Raw genomic sequence first — 21,372 nt, 5'->3', positions numbered from 1 at the left:
GAGGTACGGTCACACTCCGCAGCGACACACCTTCGACCGGGAGAGAAGAGCGACGTTGTCCCCGACCCGCGAGACCGCACACAGCGGCCAGCGACTCGTCATTGTCGAGTCGCCTGCCAAGGCGAAAACGATCAAGGGATATCTGGGCCCTGGATACGTCGTCGAGGCCAGCGTCGGGCACATCCGCGACCTCCCCAACGGGGCCGCCGAAGTGCCGGCGGAGTTCAAGGGCCAGCCCTGGGCGCGGCTCGGCGTCAATGTGGACAGTGATTTCCAACCCATCTATGTGGTCAATGCCGATAAAAAGGCACAGGTCAAGAAGCTCAAGGACCTCCTCAAGGACTCCACTGAACTCTTCCTCGCCACCGATGAGGACCGCGAGGGCGAGGCCATCGCCTGGCATTTGCAGGAAATCCTCAAGCCCAAGGTGCCCGTTCACCGGATGGTGTTCCACGAGATCACCAAGGACGCCATCCAGGAGGCCGTCCGCAATCCGCGCGAGCTGAACCAGCGCCTGGTCGACGCCCAGGAGACCCGCCGCATCCTCGACCGGCTGTACGGCTACGAGGTCTCGCCGGTGCTGTGGAAGAAGGTCATGCCGCGGCTGTCGGCCGGCCGCGTGCAGTCCGTCGCCACCCGGCTCGTCGTCGAGCGCGAACGCGAGCGGATGGCGTTCCGTACCGCCGACTACTGGGACCTGACCGGCACCTTCGCCACCGGCCGCACCGGTGACGCCTCCGACCCCTCCACGCTCGTCGCCCGGCTCACCACCGTCGACGGCCGCCGGGTCGCGCAGGGCCGGGACTTCGACGCGGCCACCGGCCAGCTCAAGTCCGGCTCGCAGGTGCTCCAGCTCGACGAGAGCGCCGCCCGCGCCCTGGCCGCCGCGCTCGCCGACACCCAGTTCGCCGTACGCAGCGTCGAGTCCAAGCCGTACCGCCGCTCGCCGTACGCCCCCTTCCGCACCACCACCCTCCAGCAGGAGGCGTCGCGCAAGCTGGGCTTCGGCGCGAAGGCCACCATGCAGGTCGCGCAGAAGCTGTACGAGAACGGCTTCATCACCTACATGCGTACGGACTCCACCACGCTCTCGGAGACCGCCGTCCGCGCCGCCCGCGCCCAGGTCACGCAGCTCTACGGGGCGGACTACCTGCCGGACAAGCCGCGCGTCTACGCGGGCAAGGTCAAGAACGCGCAGGAGGCGCACGAGGCGATCCGCCCCTCCGGAGACCGCTTCCGCACCCCGGCCGAGACCCGTCTGACCGGCGACCAGTTCCGGCTCTACGAGCTGATCTGGATGCGTACGGTCGCGTCCCAGATGAAGGACGCGGTCGGCCAGTCCGTCACCGTCAAGGTCGGCGGCGCCTCCGCCGACGGCCGCGACGCCGAGTTCAGCGCCTCCGGCAAGATCATCACCTTCCACGGCTTCCTGAAGGCGTACGTCGAAGGCGCCGACGACCCCAACGCCGAGCTGGACGACCGCGAGCGCAGGCTGCCGCAGGTCACCGAGGGCGACGCGCTGAGCGCCGAGGAGATCACCGCCGACGGCCACTCGACCAAGCCGCCCGCCCGTTACACCGAGGCGTCGCTGGTCAAGGAGCTGGAGGAGCGGGAGATCGGCCGCCCGTCGACGTACGCCACGATCCTGGGCACGATCCTCGACCGCGGCTACGTCTTCAAGAAGGGCACCGCGCTCGTCCCGACCTTCCTCTCCTTCGCGGTCGTCAACCTGCTGGAGAAGCACTTCGGCCGTCTGGTCGACTACGACTTCACCGCCTCCATGGAGGACGACCTCGACCGCATCGCCCGCGGCGAGGCCCAGGCCGTGCCGTGGCTGCGCCGCTTCTACTTCGGCTCCGACGACGGCAGCGCCACCGTCGGCTCCGCCGCCGACGCGGGCAACGGGGACGGCGACCACCTCGGCGGCCTCAAGGAACTCGTCGAGGACCTGGGCGCGATCGACGCCCGGGAGATCTCCTCCTTCCCGATCGGCGACGGCATCATGCTGCGCGTCGGCCGCTACGGCCCCTACATCGAGAAGGGCGAGCGCGGCGAGGACGACCACCGCCGCGCCGACGTACCCGAGGACCTGCCGCCGGACGAGCTGTCCGTCGAGTACGCCGAGGAGCTGTTCGCCAAGCCCAGCGGCGACTTCGCGCTCGGCGACGACCCGGCGACCGGCCGCCCGATCATCGCCAAGGACGGGCGCTACGGTCCCTACGTCACCGAAGTCCTGCCCGAGGACACCCCGAAGACGGGGAAGAACGCGGTCAAGCCGCGTACCGCCTCGCTCTTCAAGTCGATGTCCATCGACACCGTCACCCTTGAGGACGCCCTCAAGCTGATGTCCCTGCCGCGCGTCGTCGGCAAGGACGCCGAGGGCGTCGAGATCACCGCGCAGAACGGGCGCTACGGGCCCTACCTGAAGAAGGGCACCGACTCGCGCTCGCTGGAGACCGAGGACCAGCTCTTCTCGATCACCCTCGACGAAGCGCTCGCCATCTACGCCCAGCCCAAGCAGCGCGGTCGCGCCGCCGCCAAGCCGCCGCTCAAGGAACTGGGCACCGACCCGGTCAGCGAGCGCCCCGTCGTCGTCAAGGACGGCCGCTTCGGCCCCTACGTCACCGACGGCGAGACCAACGCGACGCTGCGCCGTGACGACGAGGTGGAGTCGATCACGCCCGAGCGCGGGTACGAACTCCTCGCGGAGAAGCGGGCGAAGGGGCCCGTGAAGAAGAAGACCGCCGCCAAGAAGGCACCGGCCAAGAAGGCTCCCGCAAAGAAGACGGCGGCTTCCGGCACCGCGAAGAAGACTGCCGCGAAGAAGGCGCCGGCCAAGAAGGCGGCTGCCTCCGCGGCGGCGAAGAAGTCGACGGCCTCAGCCGACTAGGGCCTGTCCGGCACACCGGGCCGGTGGGCGGGCGACGACAGCGCCTGCCCCACCGGGCCGGTGGTGAACCGCGCGCCGGTCATGGGCCGGTCGCGCGGTTTCCCGCGCACCTGAGGAGCTGGCCATGCGTCAGCGCGCCGTACCTTCCGCCTCTCCTGCCTCCCCTTCCTCCCCCTTGAAGGGCCTGCGGAAGGGCCCCTCGAAGGGCGGTCTTCGCCCAGGTGAGTGCGCTTCCCCGCCCTCCTTGAGGGGTGGTCCGCCCGGGAGTGGGACCGGCTCCGTGTAGGGCGTCGTAAGGCGGATAGGCTGTTGGGATGACGCCATCCGAGCAGCCCAAGCCGCCCGCCGCAGACGTCACGGCCGCAGATGTCAGGGCCGAGGACGTCGAGGGGGACGTGACCGACGCGTTCGCCACCGACCTCGCCGCTGACAGCCGTGAGCGAGCGGTCGGTGCGCTGCTGAAAATCCCGGCGCTGCGCAAATTGTGGAGCGCGCAGCTCACCGGGGCGGTGGCGGACCGACTGGGTCTGCTCGTCCTGCTGTGGCTCGCCGTGCAGGCGGCGGTGGCCGACCACGCGTACGGCGGCGGCTACCGGGGTATCGCCTTCGCCACCGCGGCCGTCTTCGGGGCGCGCCTGGTCTCGACGCTGCTGTTCGGCGCCGTTCTGCTCGGCCCGCTGTCGGCGCTGACGTCCGAGAGCGGCCGGCTGGACCGCCGGTGGACGATGATCGGCGCGGACGCCGTACGACTCGGGCTGTTCATCGTCGCGCCGCTGTGGATCACCTGGTCGCAGCACACCGCGCTGACCTGGCTGCTGGTGACCGCCTTCGTCACCGGGGTGGCCGAGCGGCTGTGGGCCGTCGCCAAGGACGGCGCCGCCCCGCTGCTCCTGCCGCCGCCCGGCGACACCTCCGTGCGGCCCGCGCCCGACCACCTGGCGACGCTGCACCGGCTGGACCTGCGGACGAGCTTCGTCGCACTGCCGCTGGCAGCGGCCGGTCTCGTCGTCGTCACGCTGGTGAACACGCTGATCGCGGTCGGCGTCACCTGGTTCGACCAGCACCAGGTGGCGCTCGCCTCGTACGTGGCGGCCGGGCTCTTCTCGTCCTCCATGTCGGTGCTCTACCTCCTCGAACTGCCCTCCGGCACGGTGGCGCGTCCGCGCTCCCCGCTCGAAGGACTGCGGCTGCCCAAGGGCCCCGCGGGCGCCGAGCGCGGCAGGACCGGCGTACTGCCGCTGCTGGTGCTGGCGACCGCCGCGGTCGTCGGCGCGATCGGCGCGGCCGTGGCCGTGGCCGTCCTGCACGCGCTCGCCCTCGGCTTCGGCCCGACCGGCTTCGGCCTGCTCGTCCTGGCCCTCACCGCCGGTACGGTCATCGGCATCCGCCTCGCCCCCCGTACGCTCCCGGCGCTGTCCAGGCGCCGGCTGCTCGCGCTGTCCATCGGCGTCACCGGGCTCGGCCTGCTCCTCACCGGCATCGTCGCCGACCAGACCACCGTCCTGCTGCTCGCGCTGCTGGCCGGCGCCGCGGCGGGCGTCACCGCCAACACCGGGCACATCCTGATCGAGCAGGAAGCCGAGGCGGGACGGCGCGGCCGTACCACCGAGCACCTGCACGCGGTCTCGCGCGCCGTCCTCGCCCTCGCCGTGATCGTCGCGCCGCTGGTCGCCGCCGCGATCGGCCCGCACCGCATCCAGAAGGGTCACTTCACCTTCGACCACGGCGGTGCCGCGTACACGCTGATGCTGATCGGCGCCCTGCTGCTGCCGGTCGCCGCGCTCGTCCTCGGCAAGACCGACGACCGCAGCGGCGTACCGCTCCGGCGTGACCTGCGCGAGGCCCTGACCGGTGCGGAACCGGCCGTCGCCCCCGCCGCCACCGGATTCTTCATCGCCATAGAGGGCGGCGACGGCGCGGGCAAGTCCACCCAGGTCGAAGCCCTCGCCGACTGGATCCGCGCCAAGGGCCACGAGGTCGTCGTCACCCGCGAGCCCGGCGCCACCGCCATCGGCAAGCGCCTGCGCTCCATCCTCCTCGACGTCTCCTCCGGCGGGATCTCGCACCGCGCCGAGGCGCTGCTCTACGCCGCCGACCGCGCCGAGCACGTCGACTCCGTCGTCCGCCCCGCCCTCGAACGCGGCGCCGTCGTCATCTCCGACCGCTACATCGACTCCTCCGTCGCCTACCAGGGCGCCGGACGCGACCTCGCCCCCACCGAGATCGCGCGCATCTCCCGCTGGGCCACCGACGGACTCGTCCCGCACCTCACCGTGCTCCTCGACGTCAGCCCCGATGCCGCCCGCGAACGCTTCACCGAAGCGCCCGACCGCCTCGAATCCGAACCCGCCGCCTTCCACCAGCGCGTCCGCGCGGGCTTCCTCACCCTCGCCGCCGCCGACCCCGGCCGCTACCTCGTCGTCGACGGCGCCCAGGACCCCGCCGCCGTCACCACGGTCGTACGCCACCGCCTCGACCAGCTCCTCCCGCTCTCCGCCCAGGAGATCGAGGCCCGCGCCGAGGCCGAGCGCCAGGCCGCCGCCGAGGCCGCGCGCCTCGCCGCCGAAGAGGCCGCCCGCAAGGCCGAGGAAGAGCGCCAGGAGCGCGAGCGCCAGGCCCAGCTCGAACGGCTCCGCCGCGAGGAAGAGGAGCGCCGCCTCGCCGCCGAGGAGGCCACCCGCCGCGAGATCGCCGAACGCGCCGCCGCCCGTGAGGCCGAGGCCGAACGCCTCCGCGCCGAGGAGGCCGCGCGCATCGCCGCCGAGGAGACGGCTCGCCGCGAGGCCGAGGAGGCCGCCCGCGCGGCCGAGCAGGAACGGCTCCGCCGCCTCGCCGAGGAGCAGGCACGCCTGCGCTCCGAGGCCGACGCGCGCCGCCTCGAAAAGCAGCGCAAGGCGGAGGAGGCCCTTCTCCGGGCCGAGGAGGCCCGCACCGCCGCGGCTGCGGCTGCCGCCGCCGCGAGTGCCGGTTCGGCCGGTTCGGTCGGCTCCTCCGGCTCCTCCGACTCCGAGAAGACCACCGAGCTGCCGCAGACTTCGGACTCGGCCGAAACCACGACGGTCAATGTCGTGCCTCCGCCGCCTTCCTCGGCTCCCGCCGAGGACGAGACGACGGTTCTCCCGGCCGTTCCGGCCGTTCCGGCCGAGCCGGACGTGCCCGCTGGTCCGGGCGCCGATGAGACGGCGGTTCTCCCGGTCGTTCCGGCCGAGCCGGAGGATGCTCCCGCGGAGGGCGCCTCGTCGGCTGACGGCACCACTTCTGACGAGTCGGCTTCGGATGAGGACGGTTCTCGCTCTCGCGGAGACAGCTCTCGCGGAGACAGCCCTCGTGAGGACAGCCCTCGTGAGGACAGTTCCGAGACCACGACGGTGCTCCCGCCGGTCGTACCCCCGGTCGGGTCCCCGGCCTCGGACGACCCGACCGACCGGGTCCCGCCGTGGCTCTTCCGCCCCGAGGATCAGCCGGGCAACGAGCGCACCCGCGAATTCCCCACCGCAGAGACGCCCTCGGCCGCTCCGCGCCGTCCTCGCCCCAACTGGGCCGAGGAGACCCCTCTCGACGACCTGCCCACTCTCGCCGACGAACTCCTCGGCCCTCACGACGACGATCGTCGGCCGCCGGGGCGCTCTTGACGTTTGTCTTTGCCCGCCCGCCCACCCGTGCGGGTGTGTTGTCGTCTGCGGGTGCCGCTTGTGCCTGGTCGGTGCCGGTCCGGGGTACCTCCTCGAAATCCGTATCACCTGGCCTTTCCGCATTCGGTACCCGGCCGTCAACGTATTTCTGCGGGGGCACCCCGGCCCGTCCCCTTCCGGTACGTCGGCGTCCGGCGGTCCGGTGGGGGTTGCCGGGGAGGGTAGGGGGTCTTTCCGGCGTGCCGCCCTGCGCCGGTGCCCCCTCCGAGCGGATCGGAGAGCTCGGGCCCTTCCCCAACCGCCCAACCGCCCAACAGACCCCTCCGGTCACGCCCCCTCCGACTCCCCGCCAGCACCCGCCAGCCCCTCGGCCCGCGCAAATCCCGGCCCCCCACCCACCCCAGCCGAACGTCAGGCGTGGCGGGTCCCAGCCCCGGCACCCCACCCACCCGGGCGGGCGTCCGGGTGGCGCAGGCCCCGCATCTCACGCACCCCTTTCGCCCACCCCGCCTGGCCGTCATGTGAGGCGAGGCCCGCACCCCACCCACCCCTTCCGCCTGCCCCGGCTGGACGTTGGGGGGAGCAGGTCCCGGTCCTCACCCCCCTCCGTTCACCCCGGGGCGGACCGTCGGCCGTACAGGTCCCGCACCCCACCCACCCCCTTTCGCCCACCCCGCTGGGAGGTCGGGTGGCGCAGGGCCCCGGTTCCCACCCACCCCCCTCCACCACCCCCACCGGACCGTCGGACGCCGACGTACCCGGAGGGGACGGGCCGGGGTGCCCCCGCAGAAATGCGGTGACAAGAAGGGCACTGGATACCCACGACCAGGTAGCCGCATTTCGAGGAGGTGCCCCGGACCGGCACCGACCAGGCACAAGCGGCACCCGTAGACGACAAAGCACCCGCACGGGTGGGCGGGCGGGCAGAACCCCCACCCCCACCCAAGGACGAAGGTTCGCTCTTTTGGGGCGCCGTCCGCGAAGATGACCCCGTGCGGTATCGGATTCTTGGGGTCACGGAGGCCCGCCCCTCCGACGACGGGCCCGAAATCGGCCTGGGCGGCAGCCGCTTGCGAGCCGTCCTCGCGGTGCTGGCCCTCAACGTGGGCCGCCCCGTACCCCCCGAAGCCCTCATCGAACAGGTCTGGGCGGCCGACCCCCCGGCCGACGCCGCCGGCGCCCTGCAAGCCCTGATGTCGCGGCTGCGACGAGCCCTGGGCCGGGACGCCGTCGTCTCGGAACCCGGCGGCTACCGCCTGGCCGCCCCCCGCGACTCGGTGGACCTGTACGAGTTCGAACGCCTCGCCCGCGAGGGCGATACCGCCCTGGCGGCCGGAGACGCCGCCACGGCGGCCGACACCCTGACCCGCGCCCTTACCCTGTGGCGCGGCCCGGCCCTGGCCGACCTCCCGGACCGTGCGTCCGCCGCGGCCCGCCCCGAAGCCCTGAAGCTGGCCGCCCTGCGGAACAGAGTGGAAGCCGACCTCCGCCTCGGCAGGGCGGCGGACACCCTCCCCGGCCTGCGCGCGGCCGTGGCAGAGCACCCGCTGGACGAGTCGTTCAGGGCCCAGTTGATGCGGGCGTTGCACGCCGAGGGCAGGACGGCCGACGCCCTGGCGGCGTACGAGGAGACCAGGACCGTACTCGCGGAAGCGCTCGGCACCGATCCGGGCCCGGAACTGCGGTCGCTGCACGGCGAGTTGCTGCGGCGCAGGCCGCCGCCCCCCGCGCAGGGCAACATCCGCGCCCGCCTCACCAGCTTCGTCGGCCGCGAGGCCGAACTCGACGACATCAGAAGCGACTTGGCCGCGGCCCGGCTGGTGACGCTGACCGGCCCCGGCGGGTCGGGCAAGACGCGCCTGGCGCAGGAGGCGGGCGACGTGGCGGCGCGCCGTCACCCTGACGGCGTGTGGCTGGTCGAACTCGCCCCGCTGGACGACCCCTCGGCGGTCCCGCACGCCGTGCTGAGCGCCCTCGGTCGCCGCGACACGCTGCTGCTCGGCGGAGCGGGCCGCGACCAGTTCCTGTCCGAGGCGTCGCACGGCGAGGACCCGCTGGCCCGGCTGCTCGAACACTGCGCGCAGCGCCGCCTGTTGCTGGTGCTCGACAACTGCGAGCACCTGATCGGCGCCGCCGCCTCCCTCGCCGCCGAGCTGCTGGCGGCCTGCCCCGGCGTGGCCGTACTGGCCACGAGCCGCGAGCCGTTGGGCGTACCGGGCGAGGTCGTACGCCCGGTGGAGCCGCTGCCGCCCGCGACCGCGTACCGGCTGTTCGCCGACCGCGCGGCGACCGTACGCGCGGACGCCCGCCTCACCACGGCGGAGAACGACGCGGCCGTACGCGAGATCTGCCGCCGTCTCGACGGCCTGCCGCTGGCCATCGAGCTGGCCGCGGCCCGGCTGCGGGCCCTGTCGCCGCGGCAGATCGCGGACCGGCTGGACGACCGGTTCCGGCTGCTGACCAGCGGCAGCCGTACGGTGCTGCCGCGCCAGCAGACGCTGCGGGCGGTGGTCGACTGGAGCTGGGAGCTGCTGACCGAGCGGGAGCGTACGACGCTGCGCGGGCTGAGCGTCTTCTCCGGCGGCTGCACGCTGTCGGCCGCCGAGGCGGTGTGCGGTCCCGACGCGCTGGAGACGGTGGCCCAACTGGTGGACAAATCCCTGGTGGTGGCGGTCCACGCGCCCACCCCCGGCCAGGACGTCCGCTACCGCCTGCTGGAGACTATCCACGAGTACGCCGGCGAGCGCGCCGCCGAGCGGCCCGAGGAGCTGGCCGCGGCCGAGCGGCGGCACACCGCGTGCTTCCGCGAACTGGCCCGCACGGCCGACTCCGAACTGCGCGGCGCCGACCAACTCCACTGGCTGGAAGTGCTGGAGACGGAGCTGGACAACGTCCGCGCCGCGCTGAACCGGCTGGTCGAGCCGCCCTCAGGCGGGAAAGAGGACACCGGGAGCCAGGACGCGGAGCTGGACGCGATCACGATCGCGCTGTCCATGGGCTGGTTCTGGTGGCTGCGCAATTACCGCGACGAAGCGGACGCCTGGCTGGAGAGGGTGACGGAGCTGGGCGGCGAACCCCCGCCCGACCCGGCGGACCGGATGTTCTGGCCACGCCTGGACCTGCGGATGCTGCACTTCTTCGTGAAGAGCGACCACGCCTCGGAGGCGCAGTGGTCCTCGGCCGACTCGCGGGCGATGGCCGCGCTGCTGGCGGCGGCGTACAGCCAGGGCGGCCCGCCCGCGGCGCGCTTCCCCGGCATGCTGTGGCCGTTCACCACGTATCTGCTCGGCAGGGACGAGGAGATCGGCCGGCACGCCGACACCGTCGTCGCCAACTGCCGTGAGTACGGCGGCGAGTGGGAGATCGCGGTGGCGCTGATGCTCCGTACGCACATCGCCGTGGACACGCCGGGCGGGCTCGCGCGGATCGACGCCGACTGGGCGGAGCTCCAGGAGCGCAGGGAACGGCTCGGCGACCGCTGGATCCGCGCCCAAGTGCACGGCGCGAGCGCCGAGATCGAGGTCGTCCGCGGGCAGTACGCGGCGGCGCACGCCGACTTCGAGGCCGCGCACCGGCTCGGCCGGGAGCTGGGCGCGGACGGCGAAGGGGCCTTCCTGCTGGCCCGGATGGGGGAGTTGGCGCACCGCCGCGGGGACGACGAGGAGGCGCGCAAGCTGGTCGAGCAGGCCGGGGAGGAAGCCGAGCTGTACAGCGTGTGGGACGCCCGCACGTACATCCGCTACCTCAAGGCGCTGCTGCTCCTGCGCCGGGGCGAGCCGCGGCAGGCCAGGGAGCTGTGCGAGACGGCGGTCGGGCACCTGGCGGACGGTACGCCGCCGCCGACGTTCAAGGTGCTGCTCGCGAGCCTGGGCGCGCGGATCACGGCAGCCGAGGGCGACCCGGTGGCGGCGCTGCTCGGTCTCGCCGAGTCGGCGAGCCTGGCGCTGGCGGAGGGCTGCACGGAGCCGGTGGTGGGCGCGCAGCTCGACTCGGCGGCCGAGGTGCTGGTCGAGCTGGGCGACCTGCGGTCGGCGGCCCGGATGTCGGCGGCGTCCTCGGCCGTACGCGGGCCGCTGCCGCGCACCGTGCCCGAGCTGGTCACCGCCGACGCCGTGGAGGAGCGGGCCAGGGCGGCCCTCGGCGACGGCGAATGGGCGGCGGCCTGCGCGGAGGGCGCGGTGCTGGACGCTTCAGAAGCGGTGGCGGCGCTGCTGGAGACGGCGCACGCGATGGCGGCGGGCTCGTAGGCGGAGCGGGGGCGTACGGCCGTACGGGAATAGGTCCCGCGCGCGTCCTCGTTGACGACACAGACCTTGATTGAGCATTCAAGGAATAGCCTGCGCCCGCCTACGCCCGGAAGTGAAAAGCCTTGAAAGTTGAGATCTACTCCGATATCGCCTGCCCCTGGTGCTACCTCGGAAAATCCCGCTTCGAGCGCGCCCTCGCCGCTTTCCCGCAGGGAGATTCGGTCGAGGTGGTCTACCGGCCGTTCCAGCTCGACCCGACCGCGCCCGAGAGCCCGCAGCCGCACCGTGAGGTGCTGGCGAGGAAATTCGGGCCGCAGGCCGTGGCCATGGACGACCGGCTCGCCTCGATGGGCGCCGCCGAAGGGCTGACCTTCGACTTCGACACGGTCGTGGAAAACAACTCGCTGCTCGCCCACCGCCTGCTGCGCTTCGCCCTGGACACGTACGGCCCCGAGACCCAGAACCGGCTCAAGGGCCGCCTGATGACGGGGCACTTCGGCGAGGGCCTGGACATCGGCGACCGTACGGCCCTGACGGACGCGGCCGTCGCGGCCGGCCTCGACCGGGACGCGGTCGCCGCCTTCCTCGCCGGTGACGACCTGCGCGACGAGGTCGTGGCGGAGATCGACCAGGCCCGGCAGATCGGCATCACGGCCGTGCCGACCTTCGTCTTCGAGGGCAAGTGGGCGGTGCAGGGCGGCCAGGAGACGTCCGTCTTCCTCCAGGCGCTCGAACAGGTCGCCAAGGACTCGGCCGCCGAGGCCGCTGCCCTCGCCGGTACGGAGGACGCGGCCGCGGACGCCGCCTGCGCCGACGGCGTGTGCGCGGTCCCGCCGGCCACCACCGCGGACGCACCGGCCGCGAACAGCTAATCGGTTCATGGCCGAGAGCGCTCATGGCCGCAGAGTGCTCACCGCCGCGGAGCGCTCCTGGTCGTAAACCCCACGGACCGGCCGCCTACGAGCAGCTGATCACCGAATCCGCCCAGTCGGCCAGATTCGCCAGCCCGAGACCGGGCCCGCCGCCGTGCCGCCCCTCGGGATCGACCACCAGCCGGATCGTCTTGTACCCGGTGATCCCGACGTGCACGGGCACGGCCGCGTCGCCGCCGCGTACGACACCCGACTGCCACAGCCGGGTGTCGTCGCCGTACACCGAGAAGCTGGCCGCGCCGAAGCGCCCGGTCAGGCCGTCGATCCCGGCCCGCGCGTCATAGGTGACGCATGCCTGGTTCAGGTCGATGGTCAGCGACGACGGCGCGTGGACGGTGATGCCGTGCTCGTACCGCGTACCGCCGATCGTCAGGCCCCAGCGGTTCCACCACCAGCTCGTGACCGACGGCCGGATCGTCGGCCCGGAAGTGTCGCCGAAACCGCTGATGCCCAGCGAATTGACCTTGTACGCGGTCGGCGCGGGCGGCGGAGGGGTCGGTGTCGGTGTCGGGGTCGGCGTGGGGGTCGTCGGGGCCGGCTCGGGCGGCGGAGGGACCACCGGCTTCGGCTTCGGCTTCGGCGCGGGCTTGGGACTCGGCTTCGGCGGGGTCGGCTTCGGCTTCGGCGGCGGAGTCGTCTTCTCGACCGGCTGGACGGGCGGCGGAGGGACGACCGGCTTCGGCTTCGGCGCGGGTTTCGGCGCGGGCGGCGGGGGAGTGGTCACCACCGCGACCGGCGGCGGCTTGGGCTGGGCCTTCGGCGGCGCCTTCTCGTGGCCCCCGGTGAGGGCCAGCGCGAACGCCGCCGCCGCGGCGGCGACCACCACGGCCGCGGCGATACCGACCTTGGCGGGCGCGCCGAGCCCTTCGGACGCGGCGCCTCCCGCGGCCGCGCCTCCCGCGCTCGACGTCGTACCCGACCCGGCAGCGGCGGCGGCCACGCCTCCCGCGGCCCCCGCCGCGCCGACCGCTCCGCCGACCGCGACGATCCCGGCGGCCTTGGCGGCGTAGACGGCGGCGAACCAGCCGATGTACGCGACCGGCAGCAGCCCCTTGAGCGCCGAGTTGAGGTCGGCCAGCTCCAGCGAGGCGGCCGTGCATCGCTCGCACTCCTTCAGGTGCCTGCTCAACTCGCGGTCCGCGCGCATCCGCAGGCCCCCGCGCGCGTGCGCGCCGAGCCGGTCGGCGTACCGCGCGCACTCGCCCTCGGCGGTCAGCGTGGAGCTGACGTGCGCCTGGAGATACGCCTGGCGCAGGCCCTCGCGGGCCCGGTGGGCCAGGACGGCCGTGGCGTTGGGCGTGAGGCCGAGCAGCGGCGCGATGGCGGACGGCGACTCGTCCTCGACGGCGGTGTGCCACAGCACGGTCTGCCAGCGCTCGGGGAGCGTACGGAACGCCTGGATGGCCAGCGTCTGCTCGGCCTCCTGCATGGCCCGTACGTCCGCGCCGAGTTCGTTGGTGTCCTCGGTGGCCGTCGAGCCCGCCGCGGAGACGGCGAAGACGGCGAAGTCCTCGACCAGGTGCTCACGCTTGGCGGTGTTGCCCCAGGACGCCGCGACCCGGCGCACCGTGGTGAGCAGATACGCGCGGACCGCCGACTCGGGGCCGCTGCCGCCGCGGATCGCCTGGAGCGTACGGGCGAAGACCTCGCCGGTCAGATCCTCCGCGGTGTGCGCGTCCCGGCAGCAGGTGCGTGCGTAGCGGCGAACCGATTCGGCATGCCGCCGGTACAGCTCCTCGTAGGCGCTGTCCTGGCCGCCGCGCACCCGTGCCACCAACTCGGCGTCGGACAGCGCGGATTCGAGGGCGTCGGCCTCGGCGGAGGCGGTGTGCGCGGGATGGCCCTGGACGGAGAGCAGGTCGTCGTCGGCCGGCGCCTCGGTGGTCGGCGCCTCGGTGGCCGGTGTCCCGGCGGACGGCGGCGCGGCGGGGGCGGGTACGCGGCCGGACTCCGGGTCGGCGGTACGGCCCGGCTCGCGGTCCGTGCCCCAGTCGGTCTCACGCGCGCCGTCGCCGGTCCCCTCGCGGGCTTCCTCGCGGACGTCGTCGCGTGCGGCCGGGTCGCGCTGCCCCGGCACTTCGCGCTGCCCCGGCACCCTGCGCGAGGGCAGCCCGTCGCCGGTCTCCGGGCCCGCGGCGGGAGCGCCGGACTCGCCGTTTGCCTCTTCCACGGGGCAAGCGTGGCACAGGAGGGCGGGCCGGGGTCACGGGATACCGGGGAACCACTCATCCGTGGAGAGATCGTTCACGATTCCTCTACGTTCACCCGATCGGTGGAGCGCGTGACGCCGACCCGAGCGGCGCCGGGTCGCGCGACGTCCCGCCGCGTGACTCCGAGCGCCTGGTGCCGAGCCGTTTATATCGAGCCGGGTCCTTAAGCCGAGCCGTGTTGCTCGGCTGATCTGAGTCGCTGAGCCCGGCGCTGTCGTAGCGCCCCGGCCCCGCGGGGTGAGCCGCGCCGCGTTACGCCGGCTCCTGACCGTCCGTCACGCCCTCGCCCCGCGCCGCCGCGCCCCCTGACGGGGTGTCGGCCGCCCGCTCGCCGGGCCGCGAGCGCAGCCCGTCCAGCAGGATGTCCAACAGCCGCGCCGAGGCCGCCGCCTGCTGCTCGGGATCGGGCAGCGAAGGCGCCGAGGTGGCGATGACCAGCAGGACGTCGGCCACCGACACGTCGAGGCGCAACTCGCCCGCCTCGCGCGCCCGGTCCACGAGCCGTCCGACGACATCGAGCAGTGCCCGTATGCCGTCCTGGTCGCTGCTCCGGTCGGCGCCGCCGTCGCTTCCGCCGATGTCGTCACGGCCCGCGTGGTCCGCGACCTCACCGGCCGTACCCGTACCCGTACCCGTGCCCGCAACCGGACCCGTGCCCGCTGACGTCGTCGCCGCGGCGCTCCCGGCCGCCGTCGCGAACGGATTGCGCTGCTGCGGCACCCGGTTCGGCTCGACGCCCAGCGGCGACGTACCGCCGTGCTCCGTACCGGCGCCCGTCGACGGGCTCTGCACCCGCAGCACCTGCGGCGGCAGCAGCCGCCCGGCGCCCGAGGCGACCGAGGTGCGCAGGAAGCGCGCCAGCGCCGACCACGCCTCGTTCTCCTGGCCGAGCGCCGTACGCGCCTGCTCGGTCAGCCGCGCCGTCTCCTCCTCGGCGATCCGCCTGACCAGCACGTCCTTGCTCGGGAAACGGCGGTAGACCGTACCCACGCCGACCCGCGCGCGGCGGGCGACGTCCTCCATCGGAGCCCCGTACCCCGACTCGCCGAAGACTTCACGCGCGGCCCGCAGTACGTGTTCCAGATTGCGCTGCGCGTCGACGCGCAGCGGTGCCGGACGGTTTCCGCCGACGGCGCCGTCCGAACCGGCCGCGGCCGTCGTCCACTGAGAGTCCTGAATGTGCATATACGTATCCCCCGGAAAATTCGCGTCTCCCCCCGGAGACTCCCCGCTCATGGGCGATCATCAGTACGCGTCCCCCGCAGTACTACGAGATACGAACATAGTTGAGCCCACGTCAAGAAAGAAGGGGGTTGTGATCCGACCGGCGCGCGCCCCCGATCGGAGCAACGGGCACCGTGCACTTCCGCGCGGCCTTTGCCCGGTGATGGGTGCACCGCTGACCTGCTGCGTCGCCGAACCCGTCGAAGAAACCGGGGAATCATCACGTCCGCGCTGTGGACAAACGGCTATGGTCCATTGCGTCATGGAGCAATGACGGAGTCGGCAGCGAGGAACAGAGCAGGCATCCCGCGCATTCTCGTGGTGGGCGGTGGCTATGTCGGGATGTACACCGCACTGCGGTTGCAGCGGAAGCTCAAGCGCGACGAGGCCGAAGTCGTCGTCGTCGAACCGCAGCCGTACATGACCTACCAGCCCTTCCTGCCCGAGGCCGCCGCCGGATCCATCTCCCCTCGCCATGTCGTCGTACCGCTGCGGCGGGTGCTCGGCAAGTGCCGGATCGTGGTGGGCGAGGCGCGCGGCATCGATCACGCCAAGCGCGTCGCGAGCATCGCCACCCCGGTCACCGACGAGGAGGGCGGCGACCTGCTGGAGCTGGCGTACGACCAGCTCGTGATCGCGCCGGGCTCGGTCTCCCGCACCCTCCCGGTCCCCGGACTCGCCGAGCACGGCATCGGTTTCAAGACCGTCGAGGAGGCGATCGGGCTGCGCAACCACGTGCTGGAACAGCTCGACATCGCCTCCTCCACCCGTGACGTCGACGTCCGCGAGGCCGCGCTGACCTTCGTCTTCGTCGGCGGCGGATACGCGGGCGTCGAAGCGCTCGGCGAGCTGGAGAACATGGCGCGTTACGCCGTGCGGTACTACCACAACATCCGCCCCGAGGACATGAGATGGGTCCTGGTCGAGGCGACCGGCCGGATCCTGCCCGAGGTCGGCGAGGAGATGGGCAAGTACGCGATCCGCGAGCTGCGCGGGCGCAACGTCGACATCCGGCTGGAGACGCGGCTGGAGTCGTGCGAGAACCGGATCGCCGTACTGTCCGACGGCGAACGGCTGCCCACCAGGACGGTGGTCTGGACGGCGGGCGTCAAACCGCACCCGGTGCTGGCCGCGACGGACCTGCCGCTCACCGACCGCGGACGGCTGCGCGCCGAGGCCACCTTGCGGATCGCCGGTTCGGAGACGGCGTGGGCGGCGGGCGACGCGGCGGCCGTGCCCGACCTGACGGCGCGGGAACCCGGCACCGACTGCGCCCCCAACGCCCAGCACGCCCTGCGGCAGGCCCGCGTCCTGGCCGACAACGTCCTGGCGACCCTGCGCGGCCGGCCGCTGACCGAATACCGCCACAAGTACGCGGGCTCGGTCGCCTCGCTCGGGCTGCACGAGGGTGTCGCCTTCATCTACGGGCGCAAACTCAAGGGTTACCCGGCCTGGTTCATGCACCGCGCCTACCACCTCAGCCGCGTCCCCACCTTCAACCGCAAGGCCCGTGTCCTGGCGGAATGGCTGCTCGCGGGGCTCTTCAAGCGCGAGATCGTCTCGCTCGGCTCACTGGAACACCCGCGCGCCGAATTCGAACTGGCCGCCGGATCGCACCGCGATCCCGACGCCCCCTGACCCGCCCCGGACGCCGCGCGATTCCCCCCGGGGGCGCCAGTCGGCCACACTGGTGGTGTGACCACGCGTGCGCCAGCACCTGCAAAGAGTGACAAATACGAGGAATCGGACGTTTGAACCTTACGCGTTGGAGCGCCCGGCTCCCCGGAACACAGCGACGCAGTGCCGTACCCGCGGCGCGCGCCAAAGTCGGCGACCCCGCGCGCGCCGACGCGGCCGACCCCGCGACGGCACCGCAGGACGCGGGCAGCGGCATCGCCCCTGACGCCGACCCCGAAGGCACCCGCCAGGCCCCCGGCCCACCGGCCGGCCGGGCCACGGGTCCCGTCCCCGCCGCCGGCGCCGTCACCGACGAACCGTCAGTCACCGGCGTCCTCAGCCGCCTTCCGGCCCTCATCGCCGTCACACACGGCCCCGCCCATCGCGTGGACTTCGTCAACGACGCCTACACGGAGGTCTTCGGCGCGCGCACCACCGGCGCCCCGGCCCGCGACGCGCTGCCCGAACTCGACGAGCTCGGCCTGCTCCCGCTCATGGACCAGGTCCACCGCAGCGGCAAACCACGCACCGTCAAGGCCCGCAAGGTGGTCGGCGGCGACGACCGCTCACCCGCAAAGCCCGGCTACTTCACCTTCACCTGCACCCCCGTCAGGGCCGGCGACCCCGACCCCGAGCGCCGCGGCGTCCTGGTCTTCGCCGCCGACGTCACCGACCAGGTGCACTCCGCCGAGCGCCTGCGCGAGAGCGAACGCCGCCTCCACGAGACCGCCGTCACCCTCCAGCGCAGCCTCCTCCCGCAGGAGCTCGAACAGCCCGACGACCTCCGCGTCGCCGCCACCTACCAGCCCGGCGGCACCGACGCGGCCGTCGGCGGCGACTGGTACGACGTGATCACCCTCGGCGCGGGCCGCACCGCCCTGGTCATCGGCGACGTGATGGGCCGGGGCGTCCGTGCCGCGGCCGTCATGGGCCAGCTCCGTACCGCCGTACGCGCCTACGCCCGGCTCGACCTGCCGCCGCACGAGGTCATCCAGCTCCTGGACGGCCTCGCCTCGGAGATCGACGCCACCCAGATCGCCACCTGCGTCTACGCCGTGCACGACCCCAGCGAGGGCCGCCTGTCGTACGCCACCGCGGGACACCTGCCGATCCTGATCCGCGACCCGGACGGCACCGTCCGCCGCGCCGACGAACCCACCGGACCGCCGCTCGGCACCGGCGGCTGGATCCACACCTCGGGCTCGGTCGCCCTCGGCCCCGGCTGCACCGCCGTCCTGTACACCGACGGCCTGATCGAGCGGCGTGGCGAGGACATCGATGTCGGTGTGGACGCCCTGATGTCGGCCCTGTCCGGCGCCACCGGCGCGCCCCAGGTGATCTGCGACCGCCTGATGCGCGCCCTCGGCGTCACCTCGGAACACGACGACGACGTGGCCGTCCTCGTCCTCCAGTACCCGGACCACACCGGCAGCGAGGCCGAGCTCTTCCGCAACGCCTCGCTCGAACTCCTCGGCGGCGTCGAGGCCGCACCGCGCGCCCGCGCCTTCGCCTCCGGGGTGCTCGCCTCCTGGCGCTTCCCCGTCGAACTGCGCGACCTCGGCGTCCTCGCGGCCAGCGAACTCGTCGCCAACTCCCTCAAGCACGGCACCCCGCCCATGCGGCTGCGGCTGCGCCGCACCGACCGGCGGCTGATCATCGAGGTCACCGACGGCGACGACCACCTGCCGCGCCGCCGCCGCGCGGAACCCGGCGACGAGGCCGGCCGCGGCATCTCGATCATCGCCACCGTCGCCTCGTCCTGGGGCTCCCGCCGCACGCCGGGCGGCGGCAAGGCCGTCTGGTGCGAATTCGCCCTGCCGGGCTGAGGGTGCCCGCGGGGTGAGGCGGGCGGGGTGACGGTGTCCCCGCCGCTGGGCCGGGTCCGGGGCCGTTGGGGGTCCGGATCCGTTCGGGTCCGAGTCCGTTCGGGTCCGGGGCCGACCGCCTGGCCGAGGGCCGGGAAGGCCCTCGGGCCGGAGGGGCGGGGGCGGCGACTACCGGGAGACGGTCGCGGCCGGTTCCGGTCGCGCTTCGGCCGTGGCGCCGACGGGCGCGGCCGGTATTCGGGCGGCCGGGTCGGCTTCCGCGGTCACCCGCGAGTCCAGGTCCAGGTCCAGGTCCAGGTCCTTGGCTTGAGCCGAGTCCACGACCACGTCCACGGTCGTGTCCGTGTCCGTCCCGGCAGGGAGCCGCGGCGCGGAACGGGCGACCACGCGGGCCGCCGCCAGATGCGGACTGTCCTGCAAGAGCGTGAGGTGCCGCCCCATCCGCAGCGCGGTCACCGAGATCGCCAGCGAGCAGAGCACCAGCATCACGATGTACGCCCCGTACGCGCCCGCACCCGCCATCAGGCCGCCGACGGCGGGACCGAGGGCGAGAGCCAACTGCTTGACCAGGGCGAACGCCGAGTTGTACTGACCGACCATCCGCGCGGGCGCCAGATCTGCGACCAGCGGAGCCACGGTCGGCGCCAGCATCGCCTCGCCGAGCCCGAACAGCGCGTACGTCGAGATGATCGCCGCGACCGCCATCGCGTGACTGCCGTGCACCAGCCCGGACGCCCCGGCCACCAGCCAGGCGACCGTCCAGACCAGACCGACCGCCGCGATGACCCGGCTGCGCCTGCGCTGCTCGACCAGCCGCAGCACCACGAACTGCGCCAGCACGATCACGGCGGTGTTGGCCGCGAGCGCCACGCCCAGCGTGGTCGGCGAAATCCGGGTGACCTCGACGGCGAACGCCGAGAGCCCCGACTCGAACTGCCCGTAGCAGGCGAAGAACATCACGAAGCCCAGCACGGACACCATGACCATCGCCCGGTCCCCGAGCAGCAGCCGCCAGCCGCCGGAGGCAGCGCCGTCGGACCGCACCGCCCCGTCGACCTGCGGCGCGTGCGGCATGCGCACGGTCGCTATGACCGCGCCGAGCACCAGGAACATCGCCGCCTCGATGGCGAAGAGCCGGATGAACGACGCCGGATGCGCGGTGTCGACCAGCAGACCGCCGAGCAGACCGCCGAGGCCGAGCCCCAGGTTGTTGAGGAAGAACTGCGTGGCGAAGGCGCGCGACCGCGTCGCGGTCGTCGAGCACCACACGATCATCGTCGCCAGCGCGGGCTGCACCACCGCTATACCGGCCCCGAGCGCACCGGCCGCCGCGATGACCACCGGTTCACTGCCGGACAGCCCGAGCCCCAGTGACCCGGCGGCGGCCAGCACCGTACCGACCACCGCGACCGGCACCGGTCCGCGCTGATCGATGACCCGACCGGTGAAGGGCAGCACGAAGAGCGCCGCCACGGCGAACGTCGCGAGCACCACACCTGCGGTACCCGCGCCCAGCCCCCGCACCTGCGAGACGTAAATAAAGGTGAACGGGACCGTGAAGCCGTTCCCGAACGCGCTCAGCGCTGTCCCCACCTGGATCCGGCGCAGCGCCGCGCCCATCGCCGTTGTCACACTCACCCCACTTGACCATTGAGTCTTCGCCTTGAAGACTTCAGCACTAAAGTTCGAAGCTAAAGAGTACATCGCGAAGGGCTTTAGCGCAAAGGGTTCCGTGCCATACTCGAAGGATGACCGCAGCCGCAGGTTCACCGGGGGCGCCGCAGGAGCTGGACCTCGACGCCCAGATCGCCGCCTACCAGCGCGAATTCCCTGAGGTCGACCCCCAGGTGGAGAAGGTCGTCACCGCCCTGGGCCGCCTCAACCGCCGGATGAACGTGGCGTACGGCCGCCAGCTCGTCGACCTCGGCATCAGCAGCGCCGAGTGGGAAGTCCTCAAAGCACTCGTCGTCGTCGGCAAGCCCTACCGTCTCGGCCCCGGCGACCTCGCCAAGCGCCTCGGCCTCACCCCGGCCGCCATGACCCACCGGATCGACCGCATGGTCGCCGAGGGCTTGGTCACCCGTGAGCGCGACGAGGCCAACCGCGTCCGCGTCATCGTCGAGCTGACCGACGAGGGCCGTGACAAGTGGCTCCAGACCATGCGCCTGGCCGCCGTCTTCGAGGACGAGCTCCTCCAGGACCTCACGACGGTGGAACGCGCCGCCCTCGGCGAGATCCTCACCCGCCTCCTGCGCCGCGTCGAGTACAGCCAGCCGGACGCCGGCGGCCGGCTCGAAGACCTGGACTGACCCGTGTGATCGGGACCACCTTGCCCCGAGTTGACATGGGTGGTCCTCGTCCGTAGTGTTCTCCGAGTTGTCCGACGTGAGCGCCGACTCCGGTCGGTCCCCGGACAGCCATTCCGCAGGAACCTTTCGACCATGACCGACAGCCTTGTGTTGTCGCGTTGTTGTCGTGCGTTTGTGTGTTTCCGCGGAATGCAGGCGGTGTTTCGTTCGACCGGGCCGATTTGGCCGGGCGGTACGGGATCAGCTAATGTCTCACTCGTCGGAACGGCCGAACAGCCGGAAAGACAAGCCCCGCTGACTGGGGGTCAGGCACTGGAAAGCGTCTGATAGAGTCGGAGACACGACGAAGGGAAAGCCCGGAGGGCCGGTGAAACGGTCTGAAGGAAGCTTCCGTTCCTTGAGAACTCAACAGCGTGCCAAAAGTC

Annotated in this window: 10 protein-coding genes; 7 read left to right on the top strand and 3 right to left on the bottom strand. The window is 72.8% G+C overall.

The window, feature by feature from the left end:
- Positions 1–55 precede the first annotated feature (55 nt).
- The 4 genes from topA to ACIQCJ_RS26600 all read left to right on the top strand — a co-directional run bounded on the left by topA (position 56) and on the right by ACIQCJ_RS26600 (position 11,641).
- On the top strand, positions 56–2,890 hold the full coding sequence (gene topA / locus ACIQCJ_RS26615) for a type I DNA topoisomerase (RefSeq protein ID WP_391130041.1): 2,835 nt from the start codon (positions 56–58) through the stop codon (positions 2,888–2,890).
- Between the two features lie 314 nt (positions 2,891–3,204).
- Positions 3,205–6,522, top strand: a complete 3,318-nt coding sequence (gene tmk / locus ACIQCJ_RS26610; protein ID WP_402712749.1) for a dTMP kinase — start codon at positions 3,205–3,207, stop codon at positions 6,520–6,522.
- A gap of 992 nt (positions 6,523–7,514) precedes the next feature.
- Positions 7,515–10,769, top strand: a complete 3,255-nt coding sequence (locus ACIQCJ_RS26605) for a BTAD domain-containing putative transcriptional regulator (protein WP_402712748.1) — start codon at positions 7,515–7,517, stop codon at positions 10,767–10,769.
- A gap of 122 nt (positions 10,770–10,891) precedes the next feature.
- Complete coding sequence (locus tag ACIQCJ_RS26600; RefSeq protein WP_391041504.1) at positions 10,892–11,641, top strand: DsbA family protein; 750 nt, start codon at positions 10,892–10,894, stop codon at positions 11,639–11,641.
- An 85-nt stretch (positions 11,642–11,726) separates the two neighbouring features.
- On the opposite strand, the gene ACIQCJ_RS26595 is transcribed toward ACIQCJ_RS26600, so the two are convergent.
- Positions 11,727–13,871: a sigma-70 family RNA polymerase sigma factor gene (locus ACIQCJ_RS26595; protein ID WP_402712747.1), complete on the bottom strand. Its 2,145-nt coding sequence runs from the start codon at positions 13,869–13,871 to the stop codon at positions 11,727–11,729.
- 292 nt (positions 13,872–14,163) lie between these two features.
- Positions 14,164–15,096: a TetR/AcrR family transcriptional regulator gene (locus ACIQCJ_RS26590; RefSeq protein WP_402712746.1), complete on the bottom strand. Its 933-nt coding sequence runs from the start codon at positions 15,094–15,096 to the stop codon at positions 14,164–14,166.
- A 309-nt stretch (positions 15,097–15,405) separates the two neighbouring features.
- On the opposite strand from ACIQCJ_RS26590, the gene ACIQCJ_RS26585 reads away from it, so the two are divergent.
- Both ACIQCJ_RS26585 and ACIQCJ_RS26580 read left to right on the top strand, forming a co-directional pair.
- The gene (locus ACIQCJ_RS26585; RefSeq protein ID WP_355346094.1) at positions 15,406–16,773 is read left to right on the top strand and encodes an NAD(P)/FAD-dependent oxidoreductase; all 1,368 of its coding nucleotides are present in this window, start codon (positions 15,406–15,408) and stop codon (positions 16,771–16,773) included.
- A gap of 113 nt (positions 16,774–16,886) precedes the next feature.
- On the top strand, positions 16,887–18,638 hold the full coding sequence (locus tag ACIQCJ_RS26580) for a SpoIIE family protein phosphatase (RefSeq protein WP_402712745.1): 1,752 nt from the start codon (positions 16,887–16,889) through the stop codon (positions 18,636–18,638).
- 168 nt (positions 18,639–18,806) lie between these two features.
- Here ACIQCJ_RS26580 and ACIQCJ_RS26575 read toward each other — a convergent pair whose 3' ends face one another.
- A complete protein-coding gene (locus ACIQCJ_RS26575) occupies positions 18,807–20,270 on the bottom strand; it encodes an MFS transporter (RefSeq protein ID WP_402712933.1) in 1,464 nt (487 codons plus the stop codon).
- Between the two features lie 116 nt (positions 20,271–20,386).
- Between ACIQCJ_RS26575 and ACIQCJ_RS26570 the strand changes: the two genes are divergently transcribed.
- Positions 20,387–20,947: a MarR family transcriptional regulator gene (locus ACIQCJ_RS26570; protein WP_355346088.1), complete on the top strand. Its 561-nt coding sequence runs from the start codon at positions 20,387–20,389 to the stop codon at positions 20,945–20,947.
- Positions 20,948–21,372: the final 425 nt, after the last annotated feature.

This window comes from Streptomyces sp. NPDC093221, assembly GCF_044753885.1.
Classification (GTDB): domain Bacteria; phylum Actinomycetota; class Actinomycetes; order Streptomycetales; family Streptomycetaceae; genus Actinacidiphila.
The sequence above is the reverse complement of the archived record's forward strand: the minus strand, read 5'-3'. Positions and strand labels throughout refer to the sequence as shown.